Origin of the sequence: Psychrobacter sp. AOP30-A2-5 (assembly GCF_052378115.1) — a bacterium.
Classification (GTDB): domain Bacteria; phylum Pseudomonadota; class Gammaproteobacteria; order Pseudomonadales; family Moraxellaceae; genus Psychrobacter.
The window spans coordinates 1-19,551 of sequence record NZ_JBQSXK010000032.1 but is presented as its reverse complement, the minus strand read 5'-3'; the positions used below and the strand labels follow the sequence as shown (position 1 = coordinate 19,551).

Below are 19,551 nucleotides of genomic sequence, written 5' to 3'. Positions count from 1 at the left end.
AACTGTGAAAAACAATTTATCTACTAAATCATCTAGAAACTGTGCAAAATTCTGACCACTAGAAGTTTCCATCCCAAACTTCTGCTTAATTTTATTTTTAAACCAATCAAAAGCTTTACGAATTCTATGTTCAGAAGCATGTAATCCACGTTGTGGCAGCTTATCCAGTGTGATTAAGTGATTACGATAATACTTATCATTGTGCCTGTTCAGCTTTAGGATTGGTGTTTCAATCAGAGTAACTGGGTCAGTATAGCCAATATAGTCATTTTTCAACTGATGTAAACGTTGGCCATTGCGGTCAGCGTCAACACTATTACTTACCATATCTTTTAAAAAACTTAGACCTGCTAGTATTAGAATACTAAGTGTTGTTAATCGCTGCTGACCATCGATAATATCAAACTGTTTATTATTTGTAGTTTGCAGTACCAAATACCCCATATAATGTGCAGATTCAGCATCTTCGATAAATAGTGCTTCTATATCTTGCCATAGCTCTTCCCACTCTAGGTCTGACCATGAGTAATCACGCTGAAAAGGAGGTACGCTATAACGTAAACCATTACCTAATAACTGACGAAAAGTGCTATTTGTCGTATTGAAATTCATTGTCATAGTTTTTCCTAAAAGGATTAAGTGATTAATTCAGTATTTTGAAAAGTAACATTATTTATGGTTGTAGGTTTTGTAACTCTATTAATAGTATAACAACGCTAGGATAAATAATATGACCTGTTAATGTGAGTAAACAACTTTAGTTGAAGCAGTCATTTCACTTAAACCCTCTCTCAACCTCACGCCACCGTCAATTTATAGTAACAGCTTACTTCGATACCTTTTCTTTACCAATGAGATTGGTTACTCTAAGTCCAAACTGCACCAATCTGCTTTGCTTTCTCTTTTAATAACTATTTCAACGTTTATAGGATATTTTCATGCGTTTGACTCCAGTTTCTACTTTATCGCTACTTAGCCTTGCTGTTGGGCTGAGTTTTGCTAGCACTGCTCAAGCAGCCAAACCACCAGCGCCAGACTTATCTAATGCCGAGTTTCAACAATGCTTAGACGGTTTGAAAAACTCTAGCAAATTTCGAGGGGTTGATGGCTCTACTTTTAATAACTATCGCCCTAGCCAGCCTGATCCTAGCGTGATTCAGTCATTGAATTATCAGCCAGAGTTTCAAAAAGACGTTTGGGATTATTTATCTTCACTGGTCGATAAAGAGCGTGTAGAAGATGGCATCCGTGCCAAGCGCCAATGGGCGGACACGCTCCGTCAAATTGAATCACGCTATGGCGTCAAAGCCGAGCATGTACTAGGTGTATGGGGCGTTGAGTCAAACTTTGGGCAGACATTAGGCAAAAAACCTTTGTTTGAGTCTTTGGCGACGCTGTCTTGTTTTGATCGCCGTCAGAGCTATTTCCAAGGTGAATACGCTAATGCGCTAAAAATCGTCCAAAACGGTGATATCGCGCCAAGTGATATGACCGGCTCATGGGCGGGCGCTTTTGGTCAAACGCAATTTATGCCAAGTACCTTTTTAGAGCTGGCAGTCGATTTTGATGGCGATGGTCGCCGTGATTTGGTCAATAGTGTGCCTGACGCGCTAGCCTCTACCGCCAACTTCTTAGATAAGCGCGGCTATCGCACGGGCGAGCCTTGGGGTTACGAAGTCAAGCTGCCCAGTGGATTTTGGGCAGCGTCTGACCGTAAAAACAAGAAGTCTATCAGCCACTGGCGCAATCAAGGTTTAACCCTTGCTAATGGCAGCCCATTGCCTAACGATTTGAGCAGCGCAGGACTATTATTACCCGCTGGCAAAGATGGTCCTGCTTTCTTGGTCGGTAAAAACTTTGATACGTTTTATTCTTATAATGCGTCAGAAAATTATGCGTTGGCAATAGCCCATTTATCAGACTTAATCACCAAAGAGGACAGCAGCAAAACTGACTTTGTCACGGCATGGCCTACCGATGACCCTGGTATCAGTCGCCAGCAAGCCAAAGATATCCAGCAGGCGTTATTGAATGCGGGTTACGATATTGGTGGTGTTGACGGCATTATTGGCGACAATACCCGTATCGCGATTCAGCAATACCAATCTAGTCGTGGTATCTTGCCAACGGATGGCCGCGCAGGACAGAAATTCTACCGTGCAATCATTGGAGATGCTGGAAACATAACCCCGAAAAGTACGCAATACGGCAATCAATACGGACAGCCGCCGAATAGCCAGCCTTTAAACCCTGCCTCTGCTGATCGTATGGGCCAGCTGATTCAGCAGCAAACGAGTACTCCTAATACGTACTCAACGCAGCCTTCTGCGCAATCACCTACCTCTGGTAACACACGCTATCGCCGTGTCATCGGTAGCGACGGTGTGGTGAAGCTCGTTCGTGTTGACGAAGGTTCTTAGTATTCTGCGGATGTATCTTAGGTTAAGCAAATAAAAAAAGCCACGCTATAATAACGTGGCTTTTTCATGAGGTTCATTCTTTAGTTTTTAGTCAATTGTCAACTTAAACGATCGGTGGTGGGTTCGGTTTACCATTGTCACCATCCCAGTTCTCACGTGCTTTTTCATCTAGATCAGCAGGCGTTTTTGGCTCCCATTTTCCATTTTCTTTCCAAGTAGCATCACCCCAATCAGCATCTTCTTCTTTTCTGTCCAAGTCTTTGTAAGCTTGGCTAGGGTCGATACCGCGACGTTTCATGTCCGCTACTTGCTCTTCTAGTGTATGAAACTGCTCGGCAGCATGCATAGATTCTTCTAAGCCATCAAGCTCTTTTTTTAATGCATCGTTTTTAGCGTTACTCATCAGGTGCTCTCCTTAGTCAGTATTATTATGCGATTTATATACATTCGATTTATATGTATACAAGATATACGTCAGTAATTTTAATATAAATAATGTATTTATTATCAATCTCTGATTAGTCTCAATATTACCAGCCTTAAATGGATTCACAACCGTTGACGCGTATGCTTTGTATTACAAAACGTAGTCACAGCCACACGTGTGCTTTTTACAGCAGATAGGCTATGACTATTTTGAAATAAGGAAGGCAGGAATATTATTAGTGCAGAGTGCGAATCATTGGGAGTTATGATGGACTTCGTTCAATAGATTTTTTGCATGAAAGGTCAACTTCCAAAGTTCTTGCGAGACGCGAGTGCCATAGGTTGTGAGCTGTATCCAGTTTGCACCCACTAGCTGACGTTGTAGCTGGTTCAAATCATCTTGAGAAATTTGGCAGCGCGAGACGGCATGGACATTCGGCATCTCTTTTTTGATGTCTTGCTCAGCTTTTGACGCTATCAAGCGATTCACAGCATTTTGCAAGCCATAGCTCGAAAAGGTCGCTGGTATTTTCATCAAGGCGATCAATATCTCTTGCCATGTTAAGGTCAAGGGTCTGGTAACATCGGTTAGGTTGCCACCTGCATAAGCTTGAGCACTATATTGGATATCAAAAGCTTCTAACAATATAATAGGCTTACTCACATCATCAGAGACGAATTCATCAGCAGGTGGGCTATTTTCCTTTAGCGTTTTGTCAGTAGACAATAGATCTGCAAACCGTTCCGCCACGGTTTGCTTGCTAAATTTAATCATTTCCTCATTGGCTCTTAGCCATCCACCAACGACCTGATGATTGGTCACTGCGTTATAGTAAGCTTGCACGAGCAATGGCTCAATATCCGTTTCTGTATCATAATAATATATCGTATTGTCCTGCCGAGTTACCGACTTAATAAATTCTTGCAGTTGACGACTGATACTCGCATCTGGATGATGATTTTTGATTAAGATGATTAACGGTTTGAGCTTGGCTTTGGCATTCAAATAGCTCAAATGCATTTGGCTAACGCCATTCCTTTGCACGGTGCCATAACTGTCTCCAATGAGCATCAGTGCATAATCGCAGGAGTCGATACATTGTCGACCATATAGCGATGCTTTTGGCAATTGGCTCGACACATCATAGGTCAAGAAAGCCCGCGACTGAAAAAATATCGCCAAGCTGTCCAAGACCAACAATTGATCATTGTCAGCGCATATGATGTGAATATGATAGCGACGGTCTGGCACAATCACCTCTAAGCTTAGGTCATGACATAGAATAATATGATATAAAATAGAGCACAAATATCTTGTGTTGCACAGCCTAGCATAATCTTATAAAAATAAGCTCAATTTATTTTTAATATATCAATATTATGGTTATGGGTTTGATATAAACACCTTTAGCTGCGCCTATTCAGAACAGTATTGCAAGATGGCGTCTTTGCCAAGCAAACGCGCTATTAAAGTACCCAGTTTATCATCGAACTTAGTCGCATAAAAAATCAATGGCGGTCGAATGACAACTTTTGTTTTGTCAGTTGTTTCTAAACAATGATTATCTGGGGTATTGTCAACCAATGCAGACAGCTGGTTTGCAGCCAATAGCTGCTTAACTCGCTCAGCAATGGCTTGTCCAGAATCAACGACCTGCATCGCCAATTGCTGCTGAGCAATCTCATCTAACAAAAACGTTTTGAAAAATGGATAGTGCGTACAGCCTAGTACCAATTGATCAACGCCATCATGAGCAAATAATGTGAGCTGCTGGCGTAATCTTAAAGCAGTATCATCCTGCTCTGGCATTCCCGCCTCGACCCAAGGTACCAATTGCGCATCAAAATATTTGGTCACTACCGTATTGTTGGGTTTAGCAAAGTGATCGATGACCTCATTAAGCAATGTGCCATTCAAGGTAGCTTTAGTCGCTAAAACGACCACGCGACCAGTTTTGCTCGCCGATATGGCGGGCTTTAGCGCCGGGACTAATCCGACGATAGGCAGTTGCGGATAACGCCGTCTGGCTGTTTCCAAAGCATAAGCTGAGGCGCTATTACAAGCAATAACAATGAGCTTGCAGCCCTGCTCATACAACCAATCAACGGCTGTTAAAGTCAATGCTTCAATATCGGCGCTATCACGATTACCATAAGGCACATTTAAGGTGTCTGCATAATAGACATAATGCTCGGCAGGCAACTGCTGTGCCAAATGTAGATAAACTGACAGTCCACCGACACCAGAGTCAAACAATCCGATTGGCGCATTGCGTTTCTTATTATTTATAACTGTGCCGAGATTCATTTTATGGATGTCAGCTTTAGCATTAGTTACACTCTCAACATCCTCAACATGTTTACCATCAAGGCTATCTGAGCGCATTTTCACCCTATTTAAGCTATTACTTGCAGCAATATCCATCACCACTCTACTGCCATTTTTATATACATATTGTCATCTTTATGCTGTTTGCTGTTTGCTGTTTGCTGTTTGGCATACTACAGTAATTATCTGGTGATTTATCGCTATAGTCGGTTCAATATAATTTGGATACAAGGAAGGCAAGCAAGAGTACTACAAATAGTAAACTAAGCGAGTCTGACACTCGTATCTGATTTATATAGGATTGACTATATCTAAGCCGTAAATCATTTGACAGATACATAGCTTTGAGACCTTGCATTAACTGTCTGGCATCGACAGCTCATAGGATTTTCCGCCACTTTGTAACGTCAGTATCGTCTCACCATTTTGCTCTGTCAATTCGCCAATTTCGGTCAAGTGATAAAAAGTATTACGCCCAATAAGTGCGTCCAAACCATTTCTAACGGGCATATAAGGACGTACCTGCATATCCATTGCTGTCTGCTGATCAATCGTATCATTGTCTGTAGGATTATACGCCTTTAATGTGATGGTGTGCTCATCATCTAAACGCACCACATCGCCAGTCGTCGTGGTAAATTCTAGCCAACGGTTATTGCCTTCGTTGACGATACCGACGTCATTGATTAACAAAGGGGCATCTTCAACTTGGATACGGATTTTCTGTACTGGCGTCTTCAAAAAATATTCAATGATGCCATTATTGTCTTCTTTCCATAAAATAGTCGCAAATAAGCTCACCAATGACTCTCTAGTCATTTGCCCGCCTTCATGCCACCACTCGCCATTTGCCTTTATGACCAGATCCATATCGGCCACATCTTTTGGGTGCCATTTATCCAATGGTGGGATGGCACGTCCTACACGTTTGCCTACGGTAGACTTTAGATACTGACTGAGAGAATCCATATTATTTAGCTCAGATGGCACGTCTTTTGGCGGTTTAGCTGCCGATTCATCATCTTGAATTATGTCTTCATTATTGTTATTCATCTTATAATCCTTTACTTAGCATTCAAAGTTTGGCAAATCTATTATTACTATAAATTTTAGTTTCGGGTATGATGAAAGCATATCATCTTAGCACCCTCATTAGTTCAATCTTACCTTAACATCGATACTCATAAATGCGTATCGTGTTTGTAGGACTTTTCTTTTATAATGAGTAACGATTTTTTATTGAAATGGTCAAGTGGGTGTTGTGTTAATGACACATTTTACGTGATGTGTTGATATCCTTAGATACATGGATCTCGACAGTAACATGGTCAATTGATGTCGCAAAGACAGTTTTTATCGGGCAGCCATATGTCTGAGTAATGTTAGCGCCGCAAGTCTATTATTCAATGGTTAAGCTAATGATGCCCTGAGATAAGCCACTAAAAGTTTAGGAGTAGGTATGCAAGAGCAAGACAATCAAAAGCCAGTCATTGATAGTGACACTGTGAATACTGACCCATCAGTAGCGACAGAGACGGCAAATCTAGATAAAGCAGAGTCAGCCGTTGTGACCCAAGAAGCGCCAGCTGAAACAGTCGCTATCGACAAAGCGCCAGAGCCAGTAGTAGAAGCTGTCGCGGCAGAGCCTGAGATTGAACGTGAATCCATGGAATTTGACGTTATCATCGTTGGTGGTGGACCTGCTGGGCTATCTGCTGCTATCCGCCTGCGTCAGCTCGCTATCGCTGCTGGTAATGATGAGTTTATGGTTTGTGTGGTCGAAAAAGGTTCTGAGTTTGGTGCGCATACCTTATCAGGTGCTGTCATCGAACCACGCGCTTTGAACGAGCTGATACCAGACTGGAAAGAAAAAGGCGCGCCGCTTAATGTGCCAGCGACCGAAGATCGCTTTTATTATCTAAACTCAGCCACGCGCTCTACTAAAGTCCCTGACTCGTTGATTCCAGGACCGATGCACAACAATGGCAACTATATTGTCTCATTGGGCAATGTGGTGCGCTGGTTGGCGGTACAAGCTGAAGAGCTTGAAGTCATGATGTTCCCAGGCTTCCCTGCAGATGATATTTTATATAACGACGACGGTTCTGTACGTGGTGTCTTAACGGGCGATATGGGTGTGGCTGCCAATGGCGAAGCCAAGCCTAGCTTTGAGCCAGGTTATGAGCTACTTGCTAAATACACTATTTTTGCCGAAGGCAGCCGTGGTCATTTAGGTAAGCGCTTAATCAGCCGTTTTGATCTTGATAAAGACTCAGATCCTCAGCATTATGGTATCGGTCTAAAAGAGCTGTGGGACGTAGCCCCTGAGAAACACGAACAAGGCGTGGTCATGCACGGTCTTGGCTGGCCATTGACCGAAACAGGCTCTACTGGTGGCTGGTGGTTATACTTCGATGAAAACAACCAAGTAAGTTTTGGTCTTGTCGCTGACTTGTCTTACCACAACCCATATATGTCGCCATTCGATGAGATGCAGCGCCTAAAAACCCATCCCGTCATCAAAAACGTATTGGAAGGCGGCAAGCGTATCTCTTATGGCGCACGTGCTTTGACTAAAGGTGGCTTAAACTCTCTACCGAAATTCACTTTCCCAGGTGGTGTATTGGTCGGTGATGATGCTGGATTCTTGAACCCTGCTAAAATCAAAGGCACACACACATCGATGAAGTCAGGCATGCTAGCCGCCGAAGCCATCTTTGAGGCACTACAAGCCGAGCGTCAGCATGATGAAGTGGTTGCTTATACCACCATGTATAAAGAGTCATGGTTGTATCAAGACAACTATGAATCACGCAACTTCTCGCCTGCAATACATCGCATGGGTCTGTTTATGGGCGGTGCTTTTACCTTTATCGAGCATAACTTATTAAAGGGTAAAATGCCGCTTACCTTACATGACAGCCTGCCAGATTATGATCAGTTAGAGCGTGCCAATCATGCTTTTCAGCCAACCTACCTCAAGCCTGATGGTAAACTGGTATTTGACAAGCTGTCATCGGTATTTATCTCTAATACTAACCATGCAGAAGACCAGCCGGTACATTTGAAATTGACTGATCCAACGGTACCTGTTTCAATTAACTTACCGCTATATGCTGAGCCTGCTCGTTTATATTGCCCAGCTGGTGTGTATGAAATAGTGAAAGATGCAGAAGGAGCTAAGTTTGTGATCAATGCGCAAAACTGTGTGCATTGTAAAACTTGTGACATCAAAGATCCTTCACAGAATATTACTTGGGTAACGCCAGAAGGTGGCGGTGGCCCTAACTATCCTAATATGTAAACCTAAATAATATTAGGATTAATCGCTGATACTAAAAACCGCCCTTATGAATTCATAAGGGCGGTTTTTTTAACTTCGACACATGAGACAAGTTTATCTTTAATCAGGTGAGATTAATCTGTCCATGCATCACGATTGGCTTCGTTTTTCAGCTTTACAAAGTCATCAGGATTAAACTTGATTTGATCGCCAGTTTTACCTTCTTTGATTTGTCTTTCGTAATCACGCAATATGCGCAGTGCTACGGGTGACAAGATTAAAATAGCCACTAAGTTAACGAGTGCCATTAGACCCATTGATAAGTCAGCGAAGTTCCATATGGCAGGAAGACTCGCAATAGCACCCACAAATACCATGCCAAGTACCATAAAGCGGAATATCATGATCATGACTTTGGCATTTTTGGCACCAGAGATGAATTCAAGATTTGACTCACCATAGCTATAATTGGCAATGATAGAGGTGAAAGAGAAGAAGAAAATAGCAATCGCAACGAAGATAACACCCATATCACCCACATATTGCGACAGTGCCAACTGCGTCAGCTGAATACCTTCTTGCTCAACACTAGGATCGACCACACCGGACAAAATAATAATTGACGCCGTTGCCGTACAAATGACAAGGGTATCCATAAACACACCCAGCATTTGCATAAATCCTTGCACCGCTGGATGATCGGGGTGACTCTTCGCCGTTGCCGCCGCATTAGGCGCTGAACCCATACCCGCTTCATTTGAAAACAGACCGCGCTTGATACCGTTAATCATTGCCTGAGCAATACCATAACCAATCACCCCGCCTGCTGCTTGCTCAAAACCAAATGCTGATTTAACAATTAACACAATCGCCGCTGGGAATTGACTAAAATTCGTCACGATAATGAACAAGGCCAATAAGATATAGAGAATCGCCATAACGGGTACGATTTTACCCGCAATACGAGCAACCGAGCGCAAACCACCGAATACCACTGGCGCAACTAATACGACCAATACCAAACCTGTCATCCACGTTGGAACCCCAAATGCTTCGTTGGTCGCTTGTGCGATGGTATTTGACTGCACGCCATTAAAGGCTAAGCCGAACGCTACTAATAAGCATAATGAGAAAAATATCGCTAGCCAGCGCTGACCGAGACCTTTTTCGATATAATAAGCCGGTCCACCGCGGTAAACATTGTCATTGTGCGGCACTTTATAGGCTTGTGCTAATGTTGATTCGATAAAACTGGTCGACATACCGACGATCGCAGTCATCCACATCCAAAACACGGCACCCGGACCGCCAAGGTAAATCGCGATTGCAACCCCTGCTAAATTACCTGTACCGACCCGCGCTGCCAATGAGGTCATCAGCGCCTCAAATGAGCTGATACCGCCATCTTTACGCCCTTGATTGGACACGCGCAATAGCTGCCACATATGCCCAAAGTGGCGAAACTGAATAAAACGTGTGGCAATGGTAAAATACAAACCTGCACCAATCAGTACGAACATCAGTAATCCATACCAAGGGTTACTTGCAATCAACCAATCATTGTTGCCCCAAATAATACTGACACCATAATTGACGATGCTATTAAACCAACCTGCTATCCCTTCACCCATACTGCTATCCTCTCACTTACATTTTATACTGCTAGTATATTTTATGGATTGATGTGATTAATGATATTTAAAAATGCTTACTAATCCCTCTGCCTACTCATGAAACAGTAAATATCTGATCAATATACTGGCAAAGTAAATCACTAACATCCTGTCGCTACATTTTAACTGACTAGAGATTATTTAACTATTTCAAACCTCTATTATAAAATTAAATAACTACGAACTTTTGTAAGGTATTTAGATAAAAGTCAAAAAAATATTTTTTATATGAAATACTAAAGAAAACTTTTGAGACTAGGTCAACAAATAGATTTTAAAACGTATTCATATAAACACCATTCCAAAAAAAATAGTCACTGCCATAATATTTATTGAGTAAAGTATTGGCTATATTTATAGAATGAATGACTTTTATTGCTAATAATGCTCTAATACCTCTATAAAACTAAATCCTTAATATAAATAGGGTTTTAGCACAACACCTGAGCAACGGCCTTTTTTTTAGCTGCTCTCTCTAACATAAGTTGACCATGGTTTCCATAAAGCAAACATTTAGTTACATAAAGTAAATAAAATTTATTTATTGTTAATTAAGTCAATATTGTATATATTCCCAATAAGTTCATAAATATTTCTTGCAATACTTATTGGCATGAATAATAAGTTGAAATATTAAGACAATATCATCAGGGATGATGAGCATAATAAGACAGAGGACTGTCAATCAATAACGACCCTCCTCCATAAATCCTCATCTCTATATACTATAAATCCAGTCATTCTATAGCCCATAATTCTTGTTAGATGTTTAGGTTATAGTCGACCCACAGCCATATTTTACAATGTAAATTTTTAGCAAAATCGAACCACAGAAAAGTATTTTTCGTAGTGCTTTGATTAATAGAAATCTGCTTTTTTTTCGATAATATTGGGTTACTTACTACTGGTTGGTCATTCTGCTTTATCAGCCTATAAACTGATTTTAGGATTCGTTTATAGACAACGTATCGAACTGTCTTCCATCATGTGATACATGCTAAAGCAAAATAACTTGTCAGGCTCAAATCAGTAATCTTGTTTTTATGTTAGGCAAAAGGAGTTGTCCTATGGAAAACCACAACGATCCATCCGGTTATTGGCGTGCCAATGTCCGTCTCATTTTAGGTAGCCTATTTATTTGGGCGCTATGCTCATACGGGTTTGGGATTTTGTTACGTCCTCTCTTAGCAGGTATTAAAATCGGTGGTACCGACTTGGGCTTTTGGTTTGCTCAGCAAGGATCCATTGGGGTATTTATCGTTTTAATTTTCTTCTACGCTTGGCGTATGAATAAGTTAGATAAACAATACGGCGTAGACGAGGAATAGCCCCATGAGTCAATTTACGATTAATATTATTTTTGTAGGTCTATCTTTCGCTCTATACTTCGGTATTGCAATTTGGGCACGTGCTGGCACAACGAGTGAATTCTACGTAGCAGGCGGCGGTGTTCACCCTGTCGTCAACGGTATGGCAACGGCTGCTGACTGGATGAGTGCTGCGTCATTTATTTCGATGGCAGGTATTCTTGCCGCTGGCGGTTATGGCGCATCAACTTATTTGATGGGTTGGACAGGTGGTTATGTACTACTGGCAATGCTCCTAGCACCTTATTTACGTAAATTTGGTAAGTTTACGGTACCTGACTTCATCGGTGACCGTTTTTATTCAAAAACGGCAGCAATGATTGCCGTAATTTGTTTGATTATCGCGTCAACGACTTATGTTATTGGTCAGATGACGGGTGCTGGTGTCGCTTTCTCACGCTTCTTGGAAGTTGAAAACACTACTGGTCTACTGATTGCTGCGGTTGTTGTCTTCTTCTACGCTGTACTTGGTGGTATGAAAGGGATTACTTATACGCAGGTAGCGCAGTATGTGGTTCTAATGATTGCATATACCATTCCTGCTGTTTTCATCTCACTTGAGTTAACAGGCAATCCAATTCCAGGTTTGGGCTTGTTTTCAAACCATGTGGAAGCAGGCGTTCCTATCTTAACCAAGCTAGATCAGGTGGTTACTGATTTGGGTTTCACGGCTTATACCGCTGACGTTCCTAACAAGCTAAACATGGTGCTATTTACCTTATCGCTCATGATTGGTACAGCAGGTCTACCACACGTTATCATCCGATTCTTCACCGTCCCTAAAGTCGCTGATGCGCGTTGGACTGCTGGTTGGACGTTGGTATTTATCTCGCTACTATACTTCACTGCTCCTGCCGTAGGTGCAATGGCACGTTTAAACCTGATTGATACGATTTATCCACAAGGGGTGGCAGAAGCACCTATAAACTATGATCAACGTCCAGACTGGATGAAGACATGGGAAGATACCGGCCTTATTAAATATAATGATCTTAATAATGATGGTCGTATCCAAATGTACAACGACAGTGGACTTGGTGCCGCTGAGCTTGCCTTGAGTGCTGCACAAGCGGATGGTGGCGATGTAGCCGCTGCCACTGCAGCTGTAGAGACTGCACGTGTCGCACAGGATCTAGAACTTGATGGACGCTTTACCGCAGCAGGCTGGAAGGGTAATGAGCTGGATGTCAATGCCGATATCTTAGTATTAGCTAACCCAGAAATTGCGAATCTTCCACCATGGGTTATTGGTCTTATCGCCGCAGGTGGTTTGGCAGCAGCGCTTTCAACAGCAGCAGGCCTACTACTCGCTATTTCGTCAGCGATCAGTCATGACTTGATTAAACGAAACCTTAATCCAAACATTACTGATAAAGGCGAATTAAGAGTTGCGCGTATTACGATGGGTGTTGCGATTGTAGTTGCTACTTGGTTAGGAATAAATCCACCAGGGTTTGCCGCACAGGTAGTCGCATTAGCATTCGGTATCGCTGGTGCATCGCTCTTCCCTGCACTGATGATGGGTATTTTCTCTAAACGGATCAATAATGTTGGTGCCATCGCTGGTATGCTAACAGGTCTGATTAGTATCCTTGTTTATATCTTTGTCTTTAAAGGTTGGTTCTTCATTAGCGGTACAGCGAACTTCCCTGATACGGCAGAGTATTGGTTGTTTGGTATCTCACCACTATCATTTGGTGCGATTGGGGCGTTGCTTAACTTTATCGTAGCGTTTGCTGTCTCTTATGCTACTGCTCCCCCACCATTACACATTCAAGAGTTGGTTGAAAGTGTCCGCTCTCCACGTGGCGCAGGCGGTGCAGTCGACCACTAAGTGTATAAATGAGAATATATCTTCAGTTACTATATATCACTCACAGGCAGTAGCTGCTTGTGAGTGATTTTTTTATCTCTTATTGATTATAAAAAATGTTAGATTTTTGCTTTATTGAATATACTTTATTAACTATGCTTAGGGCGTGTCCTCAATTAAATCGATTACCCTCTAAATGGGCTAAAAATGGCTAAATTTTACCAAACATCGTCAAATAGCTTATCAATATCTCGATATTATTTGCGCTACTTTCCTTGTTTGACGGCAATTTATCTCATTTTTATTACCATTTTTAAAATGAGGACACGCCCTAGTTAAAAGCGCTCAACTAAAAGTGCTTAACGCATTAAGGAAGATTTTATGCTTTTTGAGTTTATCGCTACCATTGCTGCCGCATTTGGCATGGCTGGTCTGGCACTCATTATAACTCACCTCAGTAAACTGGCTGGCAAACGCGCACCAAAGTGGCTTATTCCTTTGTTTGCTGCGATTGGTATGTTTGCCTTTCAAATACACCAAGAGTATAACTGGTATGGTCAGCAAGTGAGCAAGTTACCAGCAGGCGTGCAAGTCGTCAAAGTAGCAAAAAGCACCGAGTGGTTTCGCCCATGGTCTTATATCAAACCGCAAATATTACGTTTTATCGCTGCCGATACCGCCAACGCTAGCGTGCAGGTAGACAATCCAGATGTATATTTGGTTAATTTATATCTGTTTGAAAGACGCAGAAGTGTGCAGAAAGTACCACAAGTTATAGACTGTCGTATTCCTGCGCGTGCCGATTATGTCATACCCGAAAAAGACAGTAAGCTAACGATTGATGAACATGTCAAGCAAACAACAGCATGGCGAGAGTTGGCAACCGATGACCCGTTGTTCATTAGTATCTGTACTGATAAAAGCTAACCTCCTCATAAATATGCAAATAAAACCCTGCTAAAACATCTGATTACTAAGGGATTTAAGACAGCTTATATTATAGTCATGTATTCAGTTGCGCTGAGAAGTTGCGGTATAAGTATGCTTAGAATTAGCGCCTAACAGCAATCCAGCGCATAGACCACCGAAGTGCGCCGCAAACGAAATACCTTGTTGCGGCATCAATCCTTGCTTGATGGTCAACCAATAGCCAGTACCCATGACAATACAGGCAATCAAATAACCCCAACGCCGCGCAAATACAGCACCACCTATCATATAGCCGAGCATCGCGAAGCATAGCCCTGATGCGCCAACATGAATTGACAATGGCGAGCCAATGATCCAAGTGACCAATCCAGACGCGATAATGAGCTTAATCACTGTTCGATAAGCATTCTTCTCAAACAATCCAAACAAAAATAAAATCTGTAACAACGTCAAAGTGTTACCAAGCAAATGTGAAAAATTGCCATGCATCGTCCATGACGCAAATACTCCAATCATGCTGCCCACATCCAAGGCACGAGGCACAATCCCAAAGATATTCCACATGCCAAATAATGCCACTTCATTTAAAAAAAACATGCCCCACATCGGTATTAATACAAAAGCATATAAGCCTATAACCTGCTTTATTCGTATCATAATCAAGCTAAGCAGTTGCTGCCAATTCATATAATGCCCTATTCTTTTAATCCATGTTTTTAGCGATATTTTAATGACTCAGCGTAGCAGTGGAGCGTGTTACAGGTGTAAAATCTAACAATGCAGCCTCTTTGCCAGTCATCAAATAACTGTCACTATGTAATAACGACGTCGAGTGATAAGGCACTAAAGCGGTGGGCACAAAACGACGAGCGGCATCGATATGTTTGATAGAATCATCAAAAAAGATATGAGGTGCAAACGTTCTAAGTACCGCTGTTTTTTCTAAACCTCCTAAGAAAAACGCCATATCAACATTGACGCCCCACTCTCGCAATGTCTTAATCGCACGCAGATCAGCAGGTGCGTTGCGAGCTGTCACCAATGCAATCTTTATTGGAGAATACTTGAGACCAGCAGGTAGACGTTCCTGTAAATTTGATAGTTTAATCAACAATTCAGCATAAGGGCCTTTTTCAATGGGTAAATCACGCATCTGTATTTCGCGATCGTGAAAAGCACGCAGTCCTTTTTGCTTGTACAGTAGCTCACCTGAATCATCAAACAGCACCGCATCACCATCAAAAGCAATACGTAGCTGATCGGTATCTAACTCATAAGTATTGACAGGGGTTGCGTCGAGTATCGCACAAGCGCAGATATTGGCATCAGCCACTTGCTGGGCATCTTCGCGATTGGTCGTCAAAAATAGATCGACATTGAAGTCTTTAATATAAGGAGCCACAGGACTGCCTGAAATAAATGCCGAGCGTGAGATAGTCAGCTCATGTTCAAGAATTGCATTGAGGACTTGAATGCCCGTATCTGGACTACTCTTTGAAACAATGACCACTTCCACCAAAGGTGTCTCAACCTGTAAATCTTGCATGCCATCATTGCAATAATTATTCAGATTTAATAGAGCTTTAATTAATGGATAACCAGCACCAATACTGAGAGCATCGTTCTCACGCTTGGTCATATAGTCTCGAAATTCTTTTATGGCGCTTGCAGGTCTCTGCTCTAGCAGCTCTAGCAAATAATTTTCTGATTCTGTTAAATTAAAAAGTGCCGTTGCAGAAATCGCGACGATGAGCGTATTACTAAAATCGACTGCCATGATTTTCTCTACTTATAAAGTTATCTATTCGGAAATGCCAACCAGTTTACTACATTCACAAGCCCTTAGAATGATAAGAAAAGTTATCCACGTATAATGTCATTTAGTATAAAAACTACTTTTTAAGTAATCAAAATGACCGCTCAGAAAGTGTCTCATAATGTGACTTTATGTGGAATAATTTAACCATAGAATTATTACGCCGATTTTTTCTTTTATCATAAAAAAGCCATATTGTTATGAAAACAATATGGCCCTATTAATAAACAATACAAATGAACGACGCAGCTATGATTTTCTAAGCTTCCTTTTATCAATAGCGCTTACGTTAGCAGCACTAAAGATATTGCTGGAAAGGCGACCAAAATAACCAGTCGAATCAGATCAGAGACAATGAACGGTGCGACCCCGCGAAACATATCAGACAGCTTAATATGCGGTGCCATTGCCTTAATCACAAAGATATTCATCCCCATCGGCGGCGTAATCAGTCCAAGCTCTACTGTCAATACAGCGATGATACCAAACCATACGGGATCAAACCCTAACGCCACAATGATTGGATATACCACTGGAATAGTAATGACCAGCATCGCCAAAGCATCCATGAACAACCCTAAGAGGAAGTACATGATTAAGATACAGATCAGTACAATCATTGGGCTAACTGCTAATGTACCAATCCAAGTCGCTAGCGTATAAGACAAGCGTGAGACGGAGATAAAGTAACCCAAGGCTTCTGCACCCAGCAGCATAAAGAATACCACCGCTGATAATGCAAGCGTTTCAATCAAAGATTGCTTTAGACCTTTTATACGCATACCTTTGGCAAAAGCATAAGCCCAAGAAACAAACGCACCGACTGCTGCTCCTTCTGTCGGAGTAAATAACCCAAAGAAAATACCAGCGATAATCACAATGAAAATAAAGCTAAATGGTATGAGTCCCGTCAATGACAGCAGCTTGGCTTTCCAAGAAGTAGGCTCACCGCGACGCGCTAAATGCGGCTTCCAGCGTACCATAATCATAACAGTGATTGAATACATCACCATGCCCAAAATCCCAGGCAAGAAACCAGCGATGAACATGTCACCGACTGACTGCTGGGTTAAGATGGCATAAACCAGTAGCGCAATGCTAGGCGGAATCATAATACCTAACGTGCCACCCGCTGCTAAAATACCACAGGCAAAACCTGGTTGATAACCATACTTCTCCATTTGTGGCAGCGCAACCTTGGTCATAGTGGATGCTGTGGCTAAGGATGAGCCTGAGATAGAAGCAAAAATACCAGACGATCCTATGCCAGCGATACCCAAACTGCCCCTCACTCCCCCAAAAATAGTTCGGGTAGCTTCAAACAATTTCCCTGCCATCCCTGAATGGGTAGCAAAGACTCCCATTAAAATAAATAAGGGAATCGCACTAAAGTCATATTTGGCTAACACATCTACCGGAATATCTTTAAGCATTTGTAATGCACCACTGGGTGCCGTCACTGCGCCAAAACCAACCAATCCAACACCTAACATGGCAAGCGCCACTGGAACTCGCAGGACAACAAGCAGGATCATGACGATTAAGCCAATGGCTCCAATAATTTCTGGACTCATGCGCCTGTCTCCTCGGCGTCAAAGAACTCGCCCGTTTTAAAGATATTGATGGATTCGATTAATGAGCGAATGGCGAGTAAGAGACTTAAAAATGCACTAAATGCATAGATGGGCATCATTGATAATCGAAGGTCTTGAGTGACTTTGCCGTATGCTATGGCATCAACAGCACTCTCATAAAGCCCCCAAGCAAAAACGATACCGATGATAAAAAAGCCCATCATAAAGACGCCCATCATATAGCCTTTAACGGCTTGCGGCATTTTTTGGGTAAAGACATCAACGATGATTTGTGAGCGTTCGACGAAAGCGCCAAAGGCAGCAAGTAAAGCAAAGAGCATGAAGTAAGAAACGATCTCTACACTGCCTTTAACAGTAAAGCCAAACTCACCACCAGTCAGCTTGAAAATATAACGAGCAGTCACATCGAGCATCGTTGTGAGGACAATAATAATAAGACTGACACCACCAATAAACTGGCATAATCTAGAGATTAAAATGCTGATTTTTACTAAAAATGCCATGTGACACCTCCAATGAGTTATACCACTTTACAAGCGGCACTGGCAGCTTTTGCTTTCTCATAGACACTATCAGCATCTAAACCCAAAGCATTGACATCACTTAGATATTTTTTAGTACCCTTTTCAAGTGGTCCTTTCCAATCAGGATCATTCAATGGATCAGGAATTTCAACGATCTCATCGCCTTTAGCTTTAGCAGCTTGAATGGCCATTTGATCATGCTTATCAAACACTTCACCAACTTTATTCGCCAATGCCATTCCTGAGTTTTTATCCAACACTTGCTTTAAATCATCAGGTAAGTTGTTATATTTATCCTTATTCATAGTAACCATCAGCGCCGAACTATAAAAAGGAATGTTGGTATGATATTTGGTGATTTCGTCAATTTTGAACGCTGTTACGGCCTCCCATGGAAAGCTCAACCCATCGACGACGCCGCGCTGTAGCGAGGTATACATATCATTAGCAGGCAATCCTACTGGTGACGCCCCAGCACTCTCGATAATGTCACCCGCGACCGCAGAAGGGCGGCGGATGCGCATGCCTTTCATGTCTTCAGGAGTCCGAATCAACTTATCCGTAGTATGCAGTGAGCCAGGCCCAGCACCATACATAAATAGCAAATGAGAATCTTCGTATTCACTAGCAAGCGTGCCATCCTCATAAAGAGTCTGAAGCATACAACCCATTTGAGTCGCTGAGTTTGATAAACCAGGAAGTTCAGTGATTTGAGTTAAAGGAAAACGACCACTGGTATAACCATGTGCTTGTGAGCCGATATCTATCGTACCTTTAGCAGCAGATTCGTACGTAACATCTGCTTTGGCAAGACCCGCGGAAGGATACAACTCTACTTTTAAGCGACCATTAGAATCTGTTTCAATTTGCTTTGCCCAAGGTTCAAAAACCTCTGTGCTGATAGAAGAGGTTGCTGGCCAAAAGTGAGAGAAGCGTAAAACGGTCGTTTCTTGAGAGGTTGCTGATGAGCCATCAGTCGTGTTAGAAGATTGGTTAGAGCAGCCTAAAAGACTAACAGCCGCTAAGGCACCAATTGAAAAAAGAGGAGCTAGCTTCATTATCAATTCCTTTTGATAATCGTGAAAATAGGAGTAATACATCACTGGTAAATAATCCAATCTATACCAGATGTAATAACTTACAAGTTTCAAATATATCTTTTACATACCTGTAATAAAAATCTAGTTTAAAATTAGCAGCTATAATGATATAAGTCAAATCATTTTGATGGCAGGACTAGAAAATATATTCATAAAATTGCATAGCATTTAAACAAAAAAATCGTCAATTCAAATAGAAAATACACTTATAGAGTGTGAATTATAAAAGTAAGTTAGATTAAGTGTAAAATTATACTTAATGTCCCAACCCCTAG

Annotated in this window: 16 protein-coding genes; 5 read left to right on the top strand and 11 right to left on the bottom strand. The window is 41.9% G+C overall.

What is annotated here, in order from left to right:
* The coding region (locus tag ACT3S4_RS13730) for a DUF262 domain-containing protein (protein WP_444761257.1) at window positions 1-618 on the bottom strand (618 nt) is incomplete at its 3' end.
* A 320-nt stretch (window positions 619-938) separates the two neighbouring features.
* On the opposite strand from ACT3S4_RS13730, the gene ACT3S4_RS13725 reads away from it, so the two are divergent.
* The gene (locus tag ACT3S4_RS13725) at window positions 939-2,420 is read left to right on the top strand and encodes a lytic murein transglycosylase (RefSeq protein WP_444761256.1); all 1,482 of its coding nucleotides are present in this window, start codon (window positions 939-941) and stop codon (window positions 2,418-2,420) included.
* A gap of 103 nt (window positions 2,421-2,523) precedes the next feature.
* Here the strand turns inward: ACT3S4_RS13725 and ACT3S4_RS13720 are convergent, their stop codons facing one another.
* The 4 genes from ACT3S4_RS13720 to ACT3S4_RS13705 form a co-directional block, all read right to left on the bottom strand.
* Window positions 2,524-2,823, bottom strand: coding sequence for a hypothetical protein (locus ACT3S4_RS13720; protein ID WP_045455583.1), 300 nt, complete (start codon window positions 2,821-2,823; stop codon window positions 2,524-2,526).
* 276 nt (window positions 2,824-3,099) lie between these two features.
* Entirely contained in the window at window positions 3,100-4,098 is a 999-nt protein-coding gene (locus ACT3S4_RS13715) for a DUF4062 domain-containing protein (RefSeq protein WP_444761255.1), read from the bottom strand.
* Window positions 4,099-4,263: 165 nt separating this feature from the next.
* Window positions 4,264-5,154, bottom strand: a complete 891-nt coding sequence (gene murI / locus ACT3S4_RS13710) for a glutamate racemase (RefSeq protein WP_444761258.1) — start codon at window positions 5,152-5,154, stop codon at window positions 4,264-4,266.
* A 378-nt stretch (window positions 5,155-5,532) separates the two neighbouring features.
* Window positions 5,533-6,228, bottom strand: a complete 696-nt coding sequence (locus ACT3S4_RS13705; protein ID WP_444761254.1) for a DUF1285 domain-containing protein — start codon at window positions 6,226-6,228, stop codon at window positions 5,533-5,535.
* Between the two features lie 613 nt (window positions 6,229-6,841).
* Here ACT3S4_RS13705 and ACT3S4_RS13700 point away from each other — a divergent pair.
* Window positions 6,842-8,479 (top strand): electron transfer flavoprotein-ubiquinone oxidoreductase, encoded by a 1,638-nt coding sequence (locus ACT3S4_RS13700; protein WP_055125900.1) that lies wholly within the window; start codon window positions 6,842-6,844, stop codon window positions 8,477-8,479.
* 113 nt (window positions 8,480-8,592) lie between these two features.
* Here the strand turns inward: ACT3S4_RS13700 and ACT3S4_RS13695 are convergent, their stop codons facing one another.
* The gene (locus tag ACT3S4_RS13695) at window positions 8,593-10,089 is read right to left on the bottom strand and encodes an alanine/glycine:cation symporter family protein (protein ID WP_060491926.1); all 1,497 of its coding nucleotides are present in this window, start codon (window positions 10,087-10,089) and stop codon (window positions 8,593-8,595) included.
* 1,109 nt (window positions 10,090-11,198) lie between these two features.
* On the opposite strand from ACT3S4_RS13695, the gene ACT3S4_RS13690 reads away from it, so the two are divergent.
* From ACT3S4_RS13690 to ACT3S4_RS13680, 3 genes are all read left to right on the top strand, one after another.
* A complete protein-coding gene (locus ACT3S4_RS13690) occupies window positions 11,199-11,459 on the top strand; it encodes a DUF4212 domain-containing protein (protein WP_045448034.1) in 261 nt (86 codons plus the stop codon).
* A gap of 4 nt (window positions 11,460-11,463) precedes the next feature.
* Window positions 11,464-13,332, top strand: coding sequence for a sodium:solute symporter family protein (locus ACT3S4_RS13685; RefSeq protein WP_055125849.1), 1,869 nt, complete (start codon window positions 11,464-11,466; stop codon window positions 13,330-13,332).
* A gap of 360 nt (window positions 13,333-13,692) precedes the next feature.
* On the top strand, window positions 13,693-14,238 hold the full coding sequence (locus ACT3S4_RS13680) for a hypothetical protein (RefSeq protein ID WP_060491928.1): 546 nt from the start codon (window positions 13,693-13,695) through the stop codon (window positions 14,236-14,238).
* Window positions 14,239-14,322: 84 nt separating this feature from the next.
* Here ACT3S4_RS13680 and ACT3S4_RS13675 read toward each other — a convergent pair whose 3' ends face one another.
* From ACT3S4_RS13675 to ACT3S4_RS13655, 5 genes are all read right to left on the bottom strand, one after another.
* The gene (locus ACT3S4_RS13675; RefSeq protein WP_045448040.1) at window positions 14,323-14,928 is read right to left on the bottom strand and encodes a rhomboid family intramembrane serine protease; all 606 of its coding nucleotides are present in this window, start codon (window positions 14,926-14,928) and stop codon (window positions 14,323-14,325) included.
* Window positions 14,929-14,968: 40 nt separating this feature from the next.
* A complete protein-coding gene (locus tag ACT3S4_RS13670; protein WP_201560842.1) occupies window positions 14,969-16,018 on the bottom strand; it encodes a 5'-nucleotidase in 1,050 nt (349 codons plus the stop codon).
* 323 nt (window positions 16,019-16,341) lie between these two features.
* Window positions 16,342-17,631, bottom strand: coding sequence for a TRAP transporter large permease (locus tag ACT3S4_RS13665; protein WP_045448043.1), 1,290 nt, complete (start codon window positions 17,629-17,631; stop codon window positions 16,342-16,344).
* Window positions 17,628-18,155, bottom strand: coding sequence for a TRAP transporter small permease (locus ACT3S4_RS13660; protein WP_201560843.1), 528 nt, complete (start codon window positions 18,153-18,155; stop codon window positions 17,628-17,630). Before ACT3S4_RS13660 ends, ACT3S4_RS13665 begins: the two co-directional genes overlap by 4 nt.
* 17 nt (window positions 18,156-18,172) lie before the next feature.
* Window positions 18,173-19,234 (bottom strand): TRAP transporter substrate-binding protein, encoded by a 1,062-nt coding sequence (locus ACT3S4_RS13655; protein ID WP_045448046.1) that lies wholly within the window; start codon window positions 19,232-19,234, stop codon window positions 18,173-18,175.
* Between the last annotated feature and the right edge of the window lie 317 nt (window positions 19,235-19,551).